The organism is Pseudomonas sp. B21-053 (assembly GCF_026016365.1).
In the GTDB taxonomy this organism is placed as follows: Bacteria; Pseudomonadota; Gammaproteobacteria; order Pseudomonadales; family Pseudomonadaceae; genus Aquipseudomonas; species Aquipseudomonas nunensis.
Genome location: NZ_CP087205.1, coordinates 640,630 through 659,471, shown reverse-complemented (window position 1 = coordinate 659,471; position 18,842 = coordinate 640,630). Strand labels below are relative to the sequence as shown.

Genomic DNA, 18,842 nt, shown 5'->3' with positions numbered 1-18,842 from the left:
GCTTACACCTTCGACACAAGAGGACGGCCGAGCAGGCCTTGGGGCCGAAAGACCAGAACGAGAACGAGCAGCGAGAAGCTGAAAACGTCTTTGTAGTCCGAGTTCACCAGACCAGAAAACAGCGACTCGGAAATCCCGAGGATGATCCCGCCGAGCATCGCGCCAGGCAGCGAACCGATGCCACCGAGTACCGCGGCGGTGAACGCCTTGATCCCGATAACGAAGCCTGCGTAGAAGTCGAACGTGCCGTAGTTCATGGTGATCAGCACGCCGGCGAGGGCCGCCATCGCTGCACCGATGATGAACACGTAGGAAATCACGCGGTCGGTGTTGATCCCCAGAATCGAGGCCATCTTGCGGTCTTGCTGGGTGGCGCGGCACATGCGGCCGAGCTTGGTGTACTTGATGACATAGGTCAGCAGGCCCATGCCGACGAACGCTGCCACCAGAATAAAGATCTTGGTGTAGGTCAGCTGGACGAAGCCAGTGCCCACTTCAACGCGCCATGCACCGGTCAGCAGGGTTGGAACACCCTGTTGACGAGCGCCCTGGGCGATCTGTGCGTAGTTTTGCAGGATCAGGGAAATACCGATGGCGCTGATCAGCGGTGCCAGTCGTGTGGAGTTGCGCAGCGGTTTGTAGGCGACGCGCTCGATGACCCAGCCATACACCGCGGTGACGATGATGGTGAAGACCAGTGTGCCGAGCATCAGCAGAGGGAAGGATTCAATACCGAAGTAAGCCAGCAGAGCCAGACTGATTGCCGCGAGGTAAGCGGAAATCATGTAAACCTCGCCGTGGGCGAAGTTGATCATGCCGATGATGCCATAGACCATTGTGTAGCCGATGGCGATCAGGCCATAGACCGACCCGAGGGTCAGGCCGTTGACCAGTTGCTGCAGGAAAATACCATCCATAACGCAATCTCACGCATTTGAGAGACTGCACAGAAGCGGGTTGCAACGGACCGGGGTTCAGCCACCAGTGCAACACGGTTATGTGCAGCTCTACGAGAAAAGACAGGTACTGCACGGACATGTTCTTTGACTGCCCGGCGCACAAGGCGCCGGGCAAATCAGCAGGTCATATCACTTCTGTTTTTCCAGCTGGTGGTATTTGCCGTCCTTGTCCCACTGGTAAACCACGTAGTCGGAGACTTTCAAGTCGCCCTTGCTGTCCCAGGTCTTCTCGCCCATGACGGTCTTGACCGGGTTTTTCTTCAGCCATTCGGCCGCTTTTTCGCCACTGTTGGACTTGGAGCCGTTGAAGGCAGCAGCCAGGGTCTGGACCGAAGCGTAGGCGTACAGGGTGTAGCCTTCAGGCTCGGTGCCGGCTTTGCGGAAAGCGTCTACGACAGTTTTGCTGTCTGGCAGCAGGCGCGGGTCAGCGCCGAAAGTCATCAGCACGCCGTCGACGTATTGCGGGCCGCCAGCGGTGGTCACCAGTTCGTCGGTCACGATGCCGTCATCGGACATGAATTTCACGTCTTTCAGGCCTTCGGTACGCAGCTGTTTAACCAGTGGACCCGCCTCTGGGTGCAGGCCGCCGAAGTAGACCACGTCGGCACCGGCCGCACGGATCTTGGTCACCACGGCGCTGAAGTCTTTCTCGCCGCGGGTCAGGCCTTCGTACAGCACTGGCGTTACGCCGCGCTTGACCAGTTGAGCCTTGGTGGCATCCGCCAGGCCTTGGCCGTAGGTGTCTTTGTCGTGCAGTACGGCAACTTTCTTGCCCTTGAGCACGTCGACGATGTAATCGCCGGCCACGATGCCTTGCTGGTCGTCACGCCCGCACATACGGAACATGGCGCTCAGGCCGCGTTCGGTAACTTGTGGGTTGGTGGAACCTGGAGTGATCGCGATGATGCCCGCTTCGTCGTAGATCTCGGAGGCCGGGATGGTCGACGAGGAGCAGAAGTGACCGACTACGCCAGCGACTTTCTGGTTGGTCAGGTCCTTGGCGACCGTCACAGCCTGTTTCGGTTCGCAGGCGTCATCGCCCTTGACCAGTACGATTTTTTCCCCGTTGACGCCGCCCGATGCGTTGATCGCGTCGGCTGCTGCCTGTGCACCCTTCATGTACTGCTCGCCAAATGCCGCGTTGGCGCCAGTCATTGGACCTGCCACACCGATTTTCACATCAGCTTGTGCAAACGCAGAAACACCCAACGCAGTTGCCACTGCGAGGGCCAGAAAGCCTTTCTTGTAAAACGTCTGGGACATGAGGTGGTGCTCCAAGGTTTTTTTTTAGTTGGCACTGCGACTTCTCTGGTTGCTCAGAGCAAGGGCCGTGCCATCGGTTTTTTATTCTGAAAAAAGTCGCTGCTTTATTGTTATTTCGACTGTTTCGATCCCATTTTCATTGGGCGTGCAACCGTCTAAACCGCGGGAGGTGAAACCATTATTTTAAAAAGGCGCAACCCGCACGCGCCATCATTGCAACCGCGGCACTAAACGACGTGCAACCAGCCTGTAACAACGTGCGTCACCGAAGTGCACACTGCTGGTGCGGTACTGCTACAACCCGCACCATTACAGGCTAGTCGCTACGCGAAAAAGCGCCGCTTCCAGCAACACATTTCAACAATCAAATCACGATCCGCAAGCACTGGCCTGCGTGATACAGCGAAAAACCGGCCTCATACAGACAGCTACGCAAGCCGACACCGGCCAGGGGCTGCATCGGTGCGAACGGAATCGGTAGCGCTTGAGGATTTCCGTTACACAAATAGTCGGCAAAGGCTTTACCGACTACCGTGCCAGTTGTCACGCCCCGGCCGTTGTAACCGGTGACTGCCACTAAACCGGGCGCCGGTTCGAACAGGCGCATCAAGTGATCGGGAGTAAATGCGATGCAACCGGTCCAGGTGCATTCCCACTCCACCGGTTTCAGGTAGGGGAAATAATGCTGCTGGACTCGATCGGCCCAGGCCTTCAGGAACCAGGTCGGCTTCTGATTGCCATTGCCGAGGCTGCCTAGCAGCAGGCGTCCGTCGTTGTCGCGACGGATGCTGCTGAGGACCTGGCGCGTATCCCAGGAGCCCTGGCCACCAGGCAGGATCTGTTGCGCGGCGTCGTCGGTCAGCGGGACCGAGGCCACTTGGTAGTAATAACCGGGGAAGAAATTGCGCCGCAGTTCAGTCCAGTCGCCTTCGGTGTAGGCGTTGGAAGCGATCACGACTTGATCGGCGAGTACCGAGCCTCGCGCAGTCTGCACTGACCACTTTTGGCCCTGACGTTCGAGTCGGGTCACCGGAGAATGATCGAACAGTTGACCGCCGAGGGCGATGGCCGCTTTGGCCAGCCCGGTGGTGTAGGCCATCGGGTTGATCGTGCCAGCACGTCGATCCAGCAACGCGGCAGCGATCTTTTGGTCCCGGTGGCTTGTTCGCAGGCCTGGCCGGTCAACAGTTCGACCGGTGCTCCGCGACGTTTCCATTGTTCTTCACGACTGCGCAGATCCGCTTCGCCACGGCTGTTGTGCGCCATGTGCAGCGTGCCTTCGCGGCGCAATTGGCAATCGATTTTGTACTTGTCCACAAGGCTGAACACCAGGGACGGTGCCGCACCGAGCATGCGGTTGAGCTGACTGCCGACCGCTTCGCCGAACCCGGCTTCGATCTCGTCTGGCGGAATCCACATCCCGGCGTTGACCAGTCCGACGTTGCGTCCGGACCCGCCGTGGCCGGCGCGATGGGCTTCCAGCACGCAGACGCTTTTACCCGCCTCCAACAAATGCACCGCCGCCGACAGCCCGGTAAACCCGGCGCCGATAACGCAGACATCGACCTTCACTTCACCCTTGAGCGCCGCATTGTCGGGCCTTTGTGGCGTCAGTTTTTCCCACAGACACTCTTCGCGTAACGGCATTGCCAGACTCCAATCAGAAACCTAACCAACACACACCTTCCAATGTGGGAGCGAGCCTGCTCGCGAAGACGGCTGCACATCCAACAATGATGTGACTGACAGACCGCATTCGCGAGCAGGCTCGCTCCCACAGGGGGTCACTGTTCGACTTGAGACTTAATCGAACGTAATCCCCTGCGCCAACGGCAACTCCAGCGAATAGTTCACGGTGTTGGTCTGGCGGCGCATGTAGCCGCGCCATGCGTCGGAGCCCGATTCACGGCCACCGCCGGTTTCTTTCTCGCCACCAAACGCGCCGCCGATTTCCGCGCCGCTCGGGCCGATGTTGACGTTGGCGATGCCGCAGTCGCTGCCCACCGCCGACATGAACTGCTCGGCTTCACGCACGTCGGTGGTGAAGATGCACGACGACAGGCCTTGCGGTACAGCGTTGTTCAGGCGCAGGGCCTCAGCGAAATCGGTGTAACCCACCACATAGAGGATCGGCGCGAAGGTTTCATCGCGAACCACGTCGCTTTGCTCTGGCATTTCCACGATCGCCGGGGATACGTAGTAGGCATTCGGGAACTTGTCTTCCAGTTGACGCTTGCCGCCAAACACCCGACCGCCTTCGCTCAAGGCTTGTTCCAGCGCTTCCTGCATGTTCTCGAAGCTGTTTTTGTCGATCAGCGGGCCGATCAGGTTGCCTTCCAGCGGATTGCCGATGCGCACCTTGGAGTACGCAGCCTTCAGGCGAGTGACGATTTCTTCTTTTACCGATTCGTGGGCAATCAGGCGACGCAGGGTGGTGCAACGCTGGCCGGCGGTGCCGACGGCGCTGAACAGGATCGCGCGAACGGCCATGTCCAGGTCGGCGCTTGGGCCGAGGATCATTGCGTTGTTGCCGCCCAGTTCGAGGATGCTGCGAGCAAAGCGCGCGGCGATTTTCGGCGCCACTTCGCGGCCCATACGGGTGCTGCCGGTGGCGCTGATCAGCGCGACACGCGGGTCATCGACCAGCGCTTCGCCGGCATCGCGGCCGCCGATGATCACTTGGCTGAGGTGCGGTGGTGCGTCGGAGAAGTTTTTCAGCACGCGGTCGAACAGTGCCTGACAGGCCAGTGCGGTCAGCGGGGTTTTTTCTGACGGTTTCCAGATCACCGGGTTACCGCAAACCAGCGCCAGCGTGGTGTTCCAGGCCCAGACCGCGACCGGGAAGTTGAACGCGCTGATCACGCCGACAACGCCCAGCGGGTGCCAGGTTTCGCGCATGTGGTGGCCAGGACGCTCGGACGCGATGGTCAAGCCGTACAACTGGCGGGACAGGCCGACGGCGAAGTCGCAGATGTCGATCATTTCCTGAACTTCGCCCAGGCCTTCCTGGGTGATCTTGCCGGCTTCCCAGGAGACCAGCTCACCGAGATCGGCCTTGTATTCACGCAGGATATCGCCCAGTTGGCGCACCAGTTCGCCACGGCGCGGTGCCGGGACCTTGCGCCACAATTCGAACGCATGATCTGCGCGACTGATGTGTTGCTCGACTTCAGCGGCACCTTCCCAGTTCACGGCAGCGATCTGGCTGCCATCGATCGGCGAATGCACGGGCACTTTGCCGTTCTGGTACAGGGCCGGGTTCACACCAAGACGATCAAGCAATGCGGCAACCATGGGTCACTCCTCAAGCAGAAAACGGAAATCGTGCAGCCGGAATTTCACGGCTGATCAGACCTGTAGTTGTAGCGCCCCCGAGACGAGCCAACAAACGACCATTAAGCGAGATATCATTCCGTTTATTCATGCTTCGCATCTGCCGGTTAAGAAAAGCATAGAGATACAAGAAAAAGGACCACCCATGCTGAATAAACGCTACTTGCCGTCGATCACCGCATTGCAGTGTTTCGAGGCCGTGACCCGGCATCTGAGCTTCACCCGGGCCGCCGAAGAGCTGAACCTGACCCAGAGCGCCGTCAGCAAACAGGTCGCGCAACTCGAAGAGCTGCTGCAGCACCTGCTGTTCCGCCGGGTGCGCCGACGCCTGCAAATGACCCCGGCAGGTGATTTGTACCTGGTGGAGGTACGAAAAATCCTCACCCAGGTCGAGATGTCGACCCACTACTTGCGTTCCTACGGCGGTGACACCGAAGTCCTGCGCGTCTCAACGCCACCGACCTTTGGCGCCCGCTGGCTGGTGCCGCGCCTGAAAGGCTGGCGCCTGCGTCATCCGTCGATTCACCTCGATTTGTGCAGCGAGCAGGAAGCCGACGACCTGCTGCAAGGCCGCAGCGACCTGGCGTTCTACTTCGGCCAGGGCTCGCGACCTGGCACCGAAAGCCTGAAGCTGTTCGGCGAAGAGCTGGTGCCGGTCTGTGCGCCGGGCAGCCTGCCGGACACGCCGTTTACCGATCCGACGCAACTCACCGACCTGGTCCTGCTGCAAAACGCCTCCCGGCCCCAGGCCTGGCACGACTGGTTCGACAGCCAGGGCTACCACACCGAACACAGCTACCACGGCCCACGCTTCGAAACCTTTTATATGTGCATCCGCGCCGCGCAAGTGGGCTGCGGCGTGGCGCTGTTGCCACGGTTTCTGGTGGAAGAGGAATTGGCCGACGGCAAACTGGTCATACCCTGGCAGCATGCGATGCCGAGCTCCGACGCGTATTACCTGGCCTACCCCGAACATTCGGCGGAAGTGCCCAAGGTTCGGGACTTTGTGAAGTGGATGCTGGAGCAGATTGATAGCCCGGATACCCCACAAAATTGAGTCCGCACGCGATACCTGTGGCGAGGGGGCTTGCCCCCGTTGGGTCGCGAAGCGGCCCTAAAAAACGACGACTGCTGCGCAGCCGAACGGGGGCAAGCACCCTCGCCACACAAGCCCGCTCCCACAAGGATCTGCTACAGCCAAAAAAATCGCTGGCAATCACCACTGCCGATATGCGCCACTAGCCCCATTCATTGATACAGCTGAAACGTCGCGACCACGGGCCGCGGCCAGCCTGGAGATTCCCTTATGAGCGAGAGCGTATTTGGCGATCGCATCGTGCAGAACCTGCTCGACACCGACTTCTACAAACTGACGATGATGCAGGCGGTGCTGCACAACTACCCTAACGTGGAAGTCGAATGGGAGTTTCGTTGCCGTAACAGTGAGGATCTGCGCCCGTACCTGGCGGAGATCCGTTACCAGATCGAACGCCTGGCCGAGTTGAGCCTGAGCGCCGACCAGTTGAGTTTCCTCGAGCGCATCAGCTTCATGAAGCCGGATTTCCTGCGCTTTCTCGGGTTGTTCCGCTTCAATCTGCGCTACGTCCACACCGGCATCGAAAACGGCGAGTTGTTCATCCGCCTGCGTGGGCCGTGGCTGCATGTGATTTTGTTCGAAGTGCCGATGCTGGCAATCGTCAGCGAAGTGCGTAACCGCTATCGCTACCGCGAAGTCGTCCTCGAGCAGGCGCGCGAGCAGCTCTACCGCAAGTTCGACTGGCTGACCGCCAACGCCAGCAGCGACGAATTATCCGAATTGCAGGTAGCCGATTTCGGCACGCGGCGCAGGTTTTCGTACCGTGTGCAGGAAGAAGTGGTGAACGTGCTCAAGCACGACTTCCCTGGGCGTTTCGTCGGCACCAGCAACGTGCACCTGTCCCGCGAGCTGGACATGAAACCGCTGGGCACCATGGCCCACGAGTGGATCATGGCGCATCAGCAACTTGGTCCACGGTTGATCGACAGCCAGATTGCCGCCCTCGATTGCTGGGTCCGCGAGTATCGCGGTTTGCTGGGGATCGCCCTGACCGACTGCATCACCACCGACGCCTTCCTCGGCGATTTCGACCTGTATTTCGCCAAGCTCTTCGACGGTTTGCGCCATGACTCGGGTGATCCGGTGCTCTGGGCGGAAAAGTCGATTGCCCATTACCACAAGCTCGGCATCGACCCGATGAGCAAGACGCTGGTGTTCTCCGACAGCCTGACGCTGCCCAAGTCGCTGGAAATATTCCGTGCATTACGGGGTCGGATCAATGTCAGCTTCGGCATAGGCACCAACCTGACCTGTGATATTCCGGGTGTTGAACCGATGAGCATCGTGCTTAAAATGACCGCCTGCAACGGCCAACCGGTGGCGAAGATCTCCGACGAGCCAGGCAAGACTCACTGCAAAGACCCGAATTTCGTCGCCTATTTGCGACATGTTTTCAAAGTACCTGCCCTTCCCAGTATTTCTAGCAAGGAGTGAATTCATGCAAGCCGAACAGCGTGAGATTGCTGAACAGCTCAACGTCCAGCCGCCGTTCGCCGACCAGGCCGCCCTCGAGGCTGAAGTCGCCCGGCGGATTACCTTCATTCAGGATTGCCTGGTCAATTCCGGACTCAAGACCCTGGTGCTGGGCATCAGCGGCGGCGTGGATTCCCTGACCGCCGGCCTGCTGGCCCAGCGCGCCATGCGTGAACTGCGCACCCGCACCGGCGATGACAGCTACAAGTTCATCGCCGTGCGCCTGCCGTACGAGACGCAATTCGATGAACACGACGCCCAGGCCTCGGTGGATTTCATCGCCCCGGACGAACGCCACACAGTGAACATCGGCCCGGCGGTCAAATCCCTGGCCGGTGAAGTCGCGGCCTTCGAAGGCCAGCACGCGGTGTCGGTGGATTTCGTGCTCGGCAACACCAAGGCGCGGATGCGCATGGTCGCCCAGTACACCATCGCTGGCGCAGCCCACGGGTTGGTGATCGGTACTGACCACGCGGCGGAAGCGGTAATGGGCTTCTTCACCAAGTTCGGTGACGGTGCCTGCGATTTGGCCCCGTTGAGCGGGCTGGTGAAAAACCAGGTGCGGTCGATTGCTCGCAGCTTCGGCGCGCCGGAATCGCTGGTGGAAAAAATCCCGACTGCCGACCTTGAAGACCTGTCGCCGGGCAAACCGGACGAAGCGTCGCATGGCGTGACCTATGCCGAGATCGATGCGTTCCTGCACGGCGAGCCGGTGCGTGAGGAAGCGTTCAAGATCATCTGTGATACGTACAAAAAGACCCATCACAAGCGCGTGATGCCGTTTGCGCCTTGATTACTGAGGTGTCCGTGCCGACGCCTTCGCGGGCAAGCCTCGCTCCTACAGGGTTTTGTGTCGTTCACAGCCCCCCTGTAGGAGCGAGGCTTGCCCGCGAAGAACGATGACTCGGTCTTTCGGCAGGCACAAAAAAAGCGTCCCAAGTGGACGCTTTTTTTATGCGTGCGATTCGATTACTTCAGGGTAACCGTGCCTTTCATCATCGAGATGTGGCCCGGGAACGAGCAGAAGAAACCGTAGCTTTCGCCAGCCGCCAGTTTCGACACGTCGAAGGTCACCGAATCTTTCTCGCCGGCACCGATGATCTTGGTGTGCGCGATCACACGTGCATCGCCTTCCGGCAGGTAGTTCTTGTCGATGCCGGCGGCCAGGCCTGCGGTGGCGATCGGCTGCATGTCAGCCTCTTTGCTCAGCACCCAGTTATGGCCCATGACGTTTTTCGGCAGGCTGCCCGAATGAGTCAGTTCGACGGTGAAGGTCTTGCAGCTCTTGTCGATTTCAATGGCTTTGGTGTTGAAGGACATCTGGTCAGTGGAGTCGACGGTGGTCTTGCACTCCGCAGCCATCAACTGAGCGCTTGCCAGTGTAAGCAGGGATACCGCAGCAAGTTTTGCAAACATGGTGAATCTCCAAGGCAGGGTTAACAAAATCGCGAATGGACAGAAGACTGCCTGAAAACTTCGCAAGTTCCTATGACCTGAGTCAAAAATTGTATACAACTTTCGGGCTATGACACTCATCGAAACAAACTAACAGCCAGACGTCTGGGTCGGCCCTATCCTCAAGTCTTCATCACTTGGAAGGAGCGCCTGTCATGTCCATCAACAGCTTATTACGCAGTTTGCTCGCCGCCTACGCCTGTGGCGCCAGCGGTACTTACGAAACACCTCAGCGCGAGGTTTAACCCTTGGATCGACGGATTTCTGCCTTTACTCTGTGGCCATTCTGACCACGGAGTAAGGCATGTCTATCGCATCCGTTTGTGTATTTTGCGGTGCCAGTACCGGCACCAACCCGGCTTATCGTGAAGCGGCTGTCGCCCTCGGGCGAGCATTGGCCGAGCGCAAGCTGACGCTGGTCTATGGCGGCGGCGCCGTCGGGCTGATGGGGATTGTTGCCGATGCGGCACTCGCGGCCGGTGGCGAAGTGATCGGGATCATCCCGCAAAGCCTCAAGGACAAGGAAATCGGTCACAGCGGCCTGACGCGTCTTGAAGTCGTGGACGGCATGCATGCGCGCAAGGCGCGGATGGCTGAACTCAGCGACGCGTTTATTGCGCTGCCCGGCGGCCTCGGCACTCTGGAAGAACTGTTCGAAGTCTGGACCTGGGGTCAGCTCGGCTACCACGGAAAACCGCTTGGTTTGCTCGAAGTAAACGGTTTCTATGGCCAATTGACCGCTTTTCTTGATCATATCGTCGGCGAAGGCTTCGTTCGCGCACCACACCGTGACATGCTGCAAGTGAGCGAATCGCCGCAAACCCTGCTCGATGCACTGGACGCCTGGCAACCCTCGATCCTGCCAAAATGGGCCGAGCAAAAACCCAGCTAACGGCTAGGCACCGATACAGGGCAGAATATGCGCCGCTCAACCTCACCTTCGACCCCAGAGGATCGCCCATGGCTAAACCTAATTATTCCTTCGCCAAACGTCAGAGAGACTTGGCCAAGGAGCAGAAGAAAGAGGAAAAGCTTCAGCGCAAGAAAGCTACAGCTGAAGAAGAAGCAGCAGCACTGAACCCGGATGCAGAAGGTGAAGTGGCGGCAGAAGATGATGTTGATGCACCGAAAGATCAGGCGCCCGACGCCTGAGCCCCTCAGGGCCCGATGATCTGATCAGGCTCACCGGATCTGTGTCCAGGGTCAGCAGCCCCGCTGCTGACCCTCACAGGCCCAACGCTTTGTGAATCGAATCGCGATACCCCTTGGGCAAGTTGGCCGGCAGATTCGCCGGATCAAACAGCCCGATCTCTTTATGTTCATGACTGACTTTCGGCACAAAACCGCCCAGCAACTGGCAGCGGTAGGTCGAGATAAATACGTGTTTGCCGGGGATCACCTCGAACAGATACGAATCCAGCGGCTCTCCTACCCCCACTTCGACGTCCAGCTCCTCGGCGATTTCCCGTGCCAGACAGTCCGGCGCCGTCTCACCCAGCTCGATTCGCCCGCCAGGTAATTCCCATTCGTCACGCTCGTTGAGCATCAGCACGATAAGGCCTTCGGGGGATTGCAGGACGCCTTTGATTGAAACCGGGAACATCGGAATTCCTCCTTTTCACTGACACACCATCCAATCCTGTGGGAGCGGGCTTGCTCGCGAATGCGGTGTATCAGTTGATATCAATTTGGCTGACACACCGCATTCGCGAGCAAGCCCGCTCCCACAAGGGGATCTCGGTTAATCCAGTGGCATCACGGTGACTCGAACCTCCGGGTCATGATTGCCGCCCCCCAAGATCACCCCACGCAACGGCGACACATCGGAAAAATCCCGGCCCCAGGCCAAGGTGATGTGTTCCAGCGCCGGTTGCACATTGTTGGTCGGGTCGAAATCCACCCAACCGAGCACCGGGCAAAACACCGACACCCAGGCATGCGACGCATCGGCGCCGATCAGTCGCGGCTGGCCCGGTGGTGGCTGGGTCAGCAGATAACCACTGATGTAGCGCGCCGCCAGACCGCGCGAGCGCACGCACGCGAGCATCAGGTGCGCGAAGTCCTGACAGACGCCACGCCGACGCTCCAGCACTTCCACCAGCGGCGTGGCCACCTGGGTCGCCTCGGCATCGAAGGTGAACTCGCTGAAAATCTTCTCCATTAACGCCTGGACACCCAGCAGCAGCGGCCGTCCCGCAGGAAAACAGCTTTCGGAGAAATCGACGAAGTTGCGCTTCAAATGCACGTACGGAGATTCGAAACGATAACGACAGGCTTCCAGCAGCTCAGGTGAAAGCGGGTGGCTGCTGTAAGTCAGCGCGTTGCGGGTTTCTTCCCAGGCAGGCGACAGATTGAAATCCAGGACCGGCCGGGCCAGTACTTCAACGGTGAGTTCGGCATTCACCAGCAGCTCATCGTGGGGGCGTTCGAAGGCCAGGCGGGTCAGCGGATTGCCGAACACGTCCAGCTCATCACGACGGGTCGTCGGGTCCGGGCTGATCAGCAACGCCTGCGCGGTACAGCGCTGCCAGGTGCAGGGGCGCGGCCACAGGTGTGCCAGTTGCTGGGCCAGGGACACCGGGCTGTCGTAGTGATAATGGGTGTCGTGGAATATCTGGTAACGGGCATTCATCAGACGGACACCGTGCGCTGGCTGACATCATCGACATGGGCAAAATGGCGCAAGGCCAGGCGATCCGAGACCTGGCCGCTGGCATCGGCGATTTCTTGGAGCAAATCGGCCAAGCCCTCGACCGCTGCGTGAACGCTGGCCTCGCCAAACAGCGAGTTCTCCAGGCAGCCCAGATCGAAGTGCATCAAGCGCTCCACCAACCGTGGCAAACCCGCCTCTCGCGGCGCACCGAAATCGTCGTTCAGGCGCTTCAATGTGCGGGTCACCAGTTTCAACTGGAACAACACCGCGTGCGGGTTCTGCTCATCCAGCAGCAACAGGTCGAGCACCGGAATCAACTGCGCCACCGCCAGATAGCGTGAGCGGTAGGTGATGCTGCTGTTGCCCAGTTCCAGCAGCCACTCCAGCCCGGCCTGATCGAAGGCGCCAGCACCGCGCAGGAATGCCGCGAGGCTGCTGCTGAGAAACTGCAAACGCTCGATGCGCCGGCCGATCATCAGGAAACGCCAGCCTTCGTCCCGGGTCATGTCGTCCAGGGCAAACCCGGACAGCGCCGCCAGGGACATCACCAAGCGGTTGAGGAAGTCCAGTAACTCGCCGAAATCCGGCTCTTCGGTTTCCAGTTCCATGGCCTCGCGCTGCAATTCGACCAGCGCCTGCCAGTTTTCCCGGGAGAGCTTGCCGCGCACTTGCGAGGCCGCCCACTGCAGCCGTTGCAGATTGGAACGCAGGCTGAACGGCCAGTCATCGCCGAGCAACGCCGCCAGCAAACGCTCCGGCAACTCACCTTCCTCGGGCAACAGATTCAAGCGTTCGCCGAGGTCCACAGCCGCTTCCAGTGCTTGCGGATCATCGCCATCGACGTAACGCGCCAGCATGACCCGCAGCAACCGCGCACTGTCATCGCAACGCTCACAGTAACGACCAAACCAGAATAGATTCTCTACAACCCGCGACGGCAGATACGGATCGCGCCGCACCAGATCATGAACGCCGATGGTGCGCTGGGTTTTCCATTGTTCGCCGCTTGGCGCCCGTTCACCCAGCACCCAAGTGTCCTTGCTCGCTCCACCGCGCTGCATCGACACCACTTCGGCGTCAGCCTCGGCGGCGACTCGGGTCAGGCCGCCGGGCAATACCCGATAGCCATCACGACTGGCCACCGCGTACACGCGCATGCCGATGGCCCGGGGTTGCAGTTGTCCGTCCTCGGCCTGCCAGATCGGCGCCTGGGACAGCTGCGCCAGTTCTTGCGCGACATAAGCGTAAGGCCGCGCCTGCATGCGCTCAGCCAGCGCCTGACGCTGTTTTTCATTCAGATCACGGCCAAACACCGGGGCGAAGCTCTGGGACGGGAATGCCGGTTTGATCAGCAATTCCGGCAACTTCTCCAAGGCCTGGGCGAGCACCGGCGCTTCACCGCACCACCAGGTCGCAATGGACGGCAGGATCAGTTCTTCGCCGAACAGGAATTGATTGATCCTTGGCAGGAAGCCCAGCAGCCCCGGCGATTCCAGTACGCCGCTGCCCAGGGCATTGGCGACCAGCACCCGACCTTGGCGTACGGCCTCCAGCAAACCCGGTACGCCGAGCGCCGAGTCGGTGCGCAGTTCCAGCGGGTCGCAGAAGTCATCGTCGAGGCGACGCATGATCGCGTGCACTCGGCGCAGGCCGCTCAGGGTTTTCAGATAGACGGTGGCATCGCGCACCGTCAGGTCGCCGCCCTCCACCAGCGGATAACCGAGCTGGCGCGCCAGATACAAATGTTCGAAATAGCTTTCGTTGAACCGCCCCGGCGTCAGCAGCACGATCAGCGGCGCTTCATCGTCACTCGGCGCCTGACGGGCCAAAGTTTCCTGCAACGTACGGAAGAACCCTGCCAGGTGCTGCACCTTCAAATCGCGGTACAACTCGGGAAAGGCCCGGGACACGATGGTGCGGTTTTCCAGCGCATAACCGGCACCGGACGGCGCCTGGGTCCGGTCCGCCGTCACCCACCAGCGACCGTCCGGGGTGCGCGCCAGATCCACGGCGTACAGGTGCAGAAAGGCGCCGTCAGGTGGAGAAATGCCCTGACACGGCCACAGGAAATTGTTGTGCCCGAACACCAGTTCGGCCGGCAGCAGCCCTTCGGCGATCAGACGCTGTGGGCCATACAGGTCCGCCAGTACCGCGTTGAGCAAGCGCGCCCGCTGGGCAATCCCGGCGGACAGTTGCTGCCACTCATCGGCAGCGATCACATGGGGCAACAGGTCCAGTTCCCATGGACGATCGGCGCCCTTGGGGTCGGCGTAGACGTTGTAGGTCACGCCGTTTTCTTGGATTTGCCGGGTCAGCAACGCCTGGCGCTGCACCAGTTGCGTCGGGGTGCTGCGCTGCAATTGGTCAAACAGCCGACGCCAGTGCGGGCGCACCGCGCCGCTGTCGTCGAGCAGTTCGTGATAAGTGCCCGCCGTCAGCGGGTAGCGGTCAAGCAGGTCAGGCATGGAAAGCTCGGCAGACAGCAAAGAACGGTCAGACTAACGCAGGCTCATGACGCTCGGATATACGAAAAATCCGAGCGTCGTGTAGGGCTTAGAAACGTCGCAAATCGAGTGTCATCGGCAGCTCGTCGTTAATCGTCACGTTCGGTATAGGAAGTTTCCCAGGGGTGTGTCCGATTCGGAAGAAACGCGCCATTCGCCGGCTCTCCGCTTCGTTGGCGTTCACCGGCAGGCTGTCGTAGTTGCGCCCGCCCGGATGGGCGACGTGGTACTGACAGCCACCCAGCGATCGCTCCATCCAGGTATCGAGCAGGTCGAACACCAGTGGCGCGTGGACCGGGATGGTCGGTTGCAGGCAGTTGAACGGTTGCCAGGCGCGGAACCGCACGCCCGCGACGAACTCGCCGACCCGACCGGTCGGCTGCAACGGCACCGGAATGCCATTGCAGGTCAGCAGATAACGTTGCGGCGCCAGGCCGGTGACTTTGACCTGCAAGCGCTCCAGGGACGAATCCACATAACGCACCGTGCCACCGACCGCGCCCTCCTCGCCCAGCACATGCCAAGGCTCCAAGGCCTGGCGCACTTCCAGCTCGATGCCACTGACGGCGTAATCGCCGACCTTGGGAAAGCGGAATTCCAGATGCGCGGCAAACCACTCGGCGCGCACCGGGTAACCGGCAGCGTTGAGATCGACGATCACATCGGCGAAATCCTGCTCGATAAAGTGCGGCAACAGGAAACGATCGTGCAGCTCGGTGCCCCAGCGTGCCAGTTTCGGCGGAGCATAAGGCTCGCGCCAGAACCGCGCCACCAACGCCCGCAGCAACAATTGCTGCGCCAGGCTCATGCGCGCATGGGGCGGCATTTCAAAGGCGCGCAGTTCCAGCAGCCCGAGACGCCCGGTGGCGCCGTCCGGCGAATAGAGTTTGTCGACGCAGAATTCGGCGCGATGAGTGTTGCCGGTGACATCGATCAACAGGTTGCGCAACAACCGATCCACCAGCCACGGCGCGCACTCTTCCCCCGGTTTCGGCATCTGTGCGAAGGCGATTTCCAGTTCATACAACGAGTCGTTGCGCGCCTCGTCCACCCGTGGCGCCTGGGACGTCGGGCCGATGAACAGCCCGGAAAACAGGTAGGACAATGACGGGTGGTTATGCCAATAACTGATCAGGCTGCGCAGCAAGTCCGGACGCCGCAGGAACGGTGAATCCGCCGGTGTGGCGCCACCCAGTACGAAATGGTTACCGCCGCCAGTGCCAGTGTGCCGGCCATCGATCATGAATTTTTCAGTGGTCAGGCGAGTCTGGCGCGCTTCTTCGTAGAGAAACTCGGTGCGCTCAACCAGCTCGTCCCACGTGGCGGACGGCTGCACGTTGACCTCGATCACGCCCGGATCCGGGGTGATGCGGAAGTTGCTCAGGCGCGGATCGCTCGGCGGTTCATAGCCTTCAAGCAACACCGGGCAATGCAGTTCCTGCGCGGTGGCCTCGATGGCGGTGACCAGTTCCAGGTAATCCTCGACCCGCTCCAGTGGCGGCATGAACAGGTACAAACGGCCGTCCCGCGCTTCGGCACAAAACGCGGTGCGGGTCAGCCAATCGGCGGATTCGTCGATCTCAATATCCCGTTCAATCGCTTCCGCAGGCGTGCCTGGACTGTTCAGCTGCTGAGTGTCGGGAAGCGCGGGGAACTCCTGGTTCGGGTCGTTAGGGTAGATGAACGGATATTCCGCGGCTTTCACCCAAGGCTGCGACCCTAGCGGCAAGCGATAACCCAGCGCCGAATCCCCCGGCACCAACCGGCAATGTTCATCGCGCAGATACCAGCGACCGCTCTGCCACTGATCACCCTTGGCGGTGCGGGCCAGCGGCAAGACCTGGCCGATGACTTTGTCCAGGCCTTGGCCGAACACTTTGCGCAGACGCGCACGCTCCAACGGTTCTTCCAGCCGTGAGTCTTCGGCGCTGACGTTCAGCGGCAAATTGCCTTCGCGCCAGAGGTAATAGAAATTGTCTTCGTAGGCCGGGAACACAAAGCGTGTCGGAATTTTCAAGCGTTCAGCGACACTCGCTAGAAAACGCCCGGCCAGTTCACCATCGGCGCCGTAGTCTTCCTGCTCATCGGCGATCAGCGCGCTGTTGTGCCAGATCGGCACGCCGTCCCGACGCCAGTAGCAGTTCAGCGACCAACGTGGCAGTTGTTCGCCGGGATACCACTTGCCCTGGCCGAAATGCACCAGCCCTTTGGGCGCGTAGTGCTTGCGCATGCGCTGGAACAGTTCGGCAGACAGCCGACGTTTGTCCGGGCCGAGCGCGGCAGTGTTCCATTCCGCGCCGTCGGGATCATCGATAGAAACAAAGGTCGGTTCGCCGCCCATGGTCAGGCGCACATCGCCTTCCAGCAGGTCGGCATCGATCTGCCGACCCAGCGCCTGGATCGCCAGCCACTGGTCTTCGGTGTAGGGCTTTGTGACCCGTGGCGCCTCCCAAATCCGCTCCACGGACATTTCGTGGGTGAATTCACACTCGCACGGTTCCACCAAGCCACTGATCGGTGCCGCAGAGCCCGGATCGGGACTACAGGCCAACGGAATGTGTCCTTCACCGGCAAACAGCCCTGACGTCGCGTCCAGGCCGATCCAGCCGGCGCCGGGCAAGTAGACCTCGCACCAGGCGTGCAGGTCGGTGAAGTCCACTTCGGTGCCCGAGGGACCGTCGAGGCTTTTGACGTCGGCGGTGAGCTGGATCAGGTAGCCAGAGACGAAACGCGCCGCCAGCCCGAGGTTGCGCAGCAATTGCACCAGCAGCCAGGCTGAATCGCGGCAGGAGCCGGAGGCGTGTTCAAGGGTGTGTTCGGGGGTTTGAACACCGGGCTCCATGCGGATCAGGTAACCGATGTCTTCGCTCAGGCGCTGGTTGAGCGCGACGAGGAAATCCACGCTGGGCAGCGGCGTGCGGTCGATGCCGTCCAGATAGGCCTTGAACTTCGGCGTCAGGGGCAAGGTTTCCAGGTACGGCGCCAGTTCCTTGCGCTCGTCAGCGGCATAGGTGAACGGGATCTTTTCCGCGTAGGGTTCAAGGAAGAAATCGAACGGATTGAACACCGCCATTTCCGCCAGCAGATCGACTTCGATCCGCAGCTCATCGGTTTTCTCCGGGAACACCAGGCGCGCCAGGTAGTTGCCCTGGGGGTCTTGCTGCCAGTTGATGAAATGCTGCTCGGGCGAGACTTTCAGCGCATAGGACAAAATCCGCGTGCGACTGTGGGCTGCCGGGCGCAGGCGAACGATCTGCGGACCGAGCTCGACGGCGCGGTCGTAGCGGTAATGCGTGACGTGATGCAATGCGACATGAATCGACACGGCGTGCCTCCTGCGAGCCTTAAGCGTATTCGACAGCGCGCAAGACTTATGCCATCGCGCAGCGCTGGCGCTTTCATAGATTGCTTAAGGCAGTACAGCACCAAAATCGGGCGACGCGGGAATTTGGTTGGAGGGGATTGCACGCAAATGTCGCAAGGCATGACTGCCGGGGTTCACCGATGGGGTTTCAGGCTGGCTTCAAGACGCTTGATCCGCTGACGGATGCGGGCGCCCACCTGCAACACCAGAATCGCGCGCTGATATCGACGCTTGCTCATCAAGTACAAGCCGATCAGCGACGGAACCGCCGGGATACAGGTAAACCCCACATGGCTTGCTTCGAGCATCGCCAGCAATGTGCTCGACAGGCAGAACACCAGCATGCAGAACAAACCCCAGACCGCTTTGGGGTAACCACGAATCAACGCGATGAAACACCCTGACATCAGCAAACACCCGCCCATCATGCCGATCAGGATGTTCTCCATCATCGGATAATCCCGTGGGAAAAATACCTCGCCGAACACCGTGCCGGTCAACGACATGGCGAAAATCGTCATCATCATGACCGCCACATGAATCCACCCGTAACGCCTCGCATAAGGTTGCCAGGCCAGCCAATGGGCGAATTTCAACTGCATGAGCTTGTCGGCAGTCAGTTGTTGTTGCGATGGGGATTTCTTGCGGCGAGCCATGGATTTCTTCCTTGAAATTGAAAGGCTGGAACGATCAGCAGACAAAAAAACGCCAACCCGAAGGTTGGCGTTTTGTCAGAGCTGGC

Annotated in this window: 14 protein-coding genes and 1 pseudogene; 5 read left to right on the top strand and 10 right to left on the bottom strand. The window is 60.2% G+C overall.

Annotation, left to right across the window (positions count from 1 at the left end; genetic code table 11):
• Window positions 1-2: 2 nt before the first annotated feature.
• The 4 genes and pseudogenes from LOY68_RS02850 to LOY68_RS02835 all read right to left on the bottom strand — a co-directional run bounded on the left by LOY68_RS02850 (window position 3) and on the right by LOY68_RS02835 (window position 5,516).
• Complete coding sequence (locus LOY68_RS02850; protein WP_054044085.1) at window positions 3-917, bottom strand: ABC transporter permease subunit; 915 nt, start codon at window positions 915-917, stop codon at window positions 3-5.
• 171 nt (window positions 918-1,088) lie between these two features.
• The gene (locus tag LOY68_RS02845; protein WP_054044086.1) at window positions 1,089-2,222 is read right to left on the bottom strand and encodes a branched-chain amino acid ABC transporter substrate-binding protein; all 1,134 of its coding nucleotides are present in this window, start codon (window positions 2,220-2,222) and stop codon (window positions 1,089-1,091) included.
• A 364-nt stretch (window positions 2,223-2,586) separates the two neighbouring features.
• Window positions 2,587-3,869 (bottom strand): annotated as a pseudogene (locus LOY68_RS02840) (NAD(P)/FAD-dependent oxidoreductase).
• A 156-nt stretch (window positions 3,870-4,025) separates the two neighbouring features.
• On the bottom strand, window positions 4,026-5,516 hold the full coding sequence (locus LOY68_RS02835; protein WP_054044088.1) for an aldehyde dehydrogenase family protein: 1,491 nt from the start codon (window positions 5,514-5,516) through the stop codon (window positions 4,026-4,028).
• 184 nt (window positions 5,517-5,700) lie between these two features.
• Here LOY68_RS02835 and LOY68_RS02830 point away from each other — a divergent pair, with 184 nt between their 5' ends.
• From LOY68_RS02830 to nadE, 3 genes are all read left to right on the top strand, one after another.
• Window positions 5,701-6,612, top strand: a complete 912-nt coding sequence (locus tag LOY68_RS02830) for a LysR family transcriptional regulator (RefSeq protein ID WP_265042734.1) — start codon at window positions 5,701-5,703, stop codon at window positions 6,610-6,612.
• A gap of 249 nt (window positions 6,613-6,861) precedes the next feature.
• Window positions 6,862-8,085 carry a nicotinate phosphoribosyltransferase gene (gene pncB / locus LOY68_RS02825; protein ID WP_054044090.1) on the top strand — a complete coding sequence of 408 codons (1,224 nt, stop codon included), beginning with the start codon at window positions 6,862-6,864 and terminating at the stop codon, window positions 8,083-8,085.
• A gap of 4 nt (window positions 8,086-8,089) precedes the next feature.
• Window positions 8,090-8,917, top strand: a complete 828-nt coding sequence (nadE, locus tag LOY68_RS02820; RefSeq protein ID WP_054044091.1) for an ammonia-dependent NAD(+) synthetase — start codon at window positions 8,090-8,092, stop codon at window positions 8,915-8,917.
• Window positions 8,918-9,093: 176 nt separating this feature from the next.
• On the opposite strand, the gene azu is transcribed toward nadE, so the two are convergent.
• The gene (azu, locus tag LOY68_RS02815) at window positions 9,094-9,540 is read right to left on the bottom strand and encodes an azurin (protein WP_265042732.1); all 447 of its coding nucleotides are present in this window, start codon (window positions 9,538-9,540) and stop codon (window positions 9,094-9,096) included.
• 343 nt (window positions 9,541-9,883) lie between these two features.
• Here azu and LOY68_RS02810 point away from each other — a divergent pair, with 343 nt between their 5' ends.
• Window positions 9,884-10,471: a TIGR00730 family Rossman fold protein gene (locus tag LOY68_RS02810; protein WP_054044093.1), complete on the top strand. Its 588-nt coding sequence runs from the start codon at window positions 9,884-9,886 to the stop codon at window positions 10,469-10,471.
• Window positions 10,472-10,539: 68 nt separating this feature from the next.
• Entirely contained in the window at window positions 10,540-10,731 is a 192-nt protein-coding gene (locus tag LOY68_RS02805; RefSeq protein ID WP_163908026.1) for a hypothetical protein, read from the top strand.
• Between the two features lie 73 nt (window positions 10,732-10,804).
• On the opposite strand, the gene LOY68_RS02800 is transcribed toward LOY68_RS02805, so the two are convergent.
• The 5 genes from LOY68_RS02800 to LOY68_RS02780 form a co-directional block, all read right to left on the bottom strand.
• Window positions 10,805-11,182 (bottom strand): NUDIX hydrolase, encoded by a 378-nt coding sequence (locus LOY68_RS02800; RefSeq protein ID WP_265042729.1) that lies wholly within the window; start codon window positions 11,180-11,182, stop codon window positions 10,805-10,807.
• A gap of 138 nt (window positions 11,183-11,320) precedes the next feature.
• Window positions 11,321-12,211, bottom strand: a complete 891-nt coding sequence (locus LOY68_RS02795; RefSeq protein WP_265042727.1) for a transglutaminase family protein — start codon at window positions 12,209-12,211, stop codon at window positions 11,321-11,323.
• Window positions 12,211-14,697, bottom strand: coding sequence for a circularly permuted type 2 ATP-grasp protein (locus LOY68_RS02790; RefSeq protein ID WP_265042726.1), 2,487 nt, complete (start codon window positions 14,695-14,697; stop codon window positions 12,211-12,213). The genes LOY68_RS02795 and LOY68_RS02790 overlap by 1 nt, the downstream gene beginning before the upstream one ends.
• A gap of 88 nt (window positions 14,698-14,785) precedes the next feature.
• A complete protein-coding gene (locus LOY68_RS02785; RefSeq protein WP_265042724.1) occupies window positions 14,786-18,061 on the bottom strand; it encodes a DUF2126 domain-containing protein in 3,276 nt (1,091 codons plus the stop codon).
• Between the two features lie 173 nt (window positions 18,062-18,234).
• Entirely contained in the window at window positions 18,235-18,756 is a 522-nt protein-coding gene (locus tag LOY68_RS02780) for a hypothetical protein (RefSeq protein WP_265042722.1), read from the bottom strand.
• Window positions 18,757-18,842: the final 86 nt, after the last annotated feature.

What these genes read in the sequence shown, in the direction of transcription:
- pncB (WP_054044090.1), top strand. Translation starts at nt 6,862, where the DNA reads ATGAGCGAGAGCGTATTTGGCGATCGCATCGTGCAGAACCTGCTCGAC.
- LOY68_RS02790 (WP_265042726.1), bottom strand. Translation starts at nt 14,697, where the DNA reads ATGCCTGACCTGCTTGACCGCTACCCGCTGACGGCGGGCACTTATCAC.
- LOY68_RS02805 (WP_163908026.1), top strand. Translation starts at nt 10,540, where the DNA reads ATGGCTAAACCTAATTATTCCTTCGCCAAACGTCAGAGAGACTTGGCC.
- LOY68_RS02810 (WP_054044093.1), top strand. Translation starts at nt 9,884, where the DNA reads ATGTCTATCGCATCCGTTTGTGTATTTTGCGGTGCCAGTACCGGCACC.
- LOY68_RS02780 (WP_265042722.1), bottom strand. Translation starts at nt 18,756, where the DNA reads ATGGCTCGCCGCAAGAAATCCCCATCGCAACAACAACTGACTGCCGAC.
- LOY68_RS02800 (WP_265042729.1), bottom strand. Translation starts at nt 11,182, where the DNA reads ATGTTCCCGGTTTCAATCAAAGGCGTCCTGCAATCCCCCGAAGGCCTT.
- LOY68_RS02850 (WP_054044085.1), bottom strand. Translation starts at nt 917, where the DNA reads ATGGATGGTATTTTCCTGCAGCAACTGGTCAACGGCCTGACCCTCGGG.
- LOY68_RS02845 (WP_054044086.1), bottom strand. Translation starts at nt 2,222, where the DNA reads ATGTCCCAGACGTTTTACAAGAAAGGCTTTCTGGCCCTCGCAGTGGCA.
- LOY68_RS02830 (WP_265042734.1), top strand. Translation starts at nt 5,701, where the DNA reads ATGCTGAATAAACGCTACTTGCCGTCGATCACCGCATTGCAGTGTTTC.
- nadE (WP_054044091.1), top strand. Translation starts at nt 8,090, where the DNA reads ATGCAAGCCGAACAGCGTGAGATTGCTGAACAGCTCAACGTCCAGCCG.
- LOY68_RS02835 (WP_054044088.1), bottom strand. Translation starts at nt 5,516, where the DNA reads ATGGTTGCCGCATTGCTTGATCGTCTTGGTGTGAACCCGGCCCTGTAC.
- LOY68_RS02795 (WP_265042727.1), bottom strand. Translation starts at nt 12,211, where the DNA reads ATGAATGCCCGTTACCAGATATTCCACGACACCCATTATCACTACGAC.
- azu (WP_265042732.1), bottom strand. Translation starts at nt 9,540, where the DNA reads ATGTTTGCAAAACTTGCTGCGGTATCCCTGCTTACACTGGCAAGCGCT.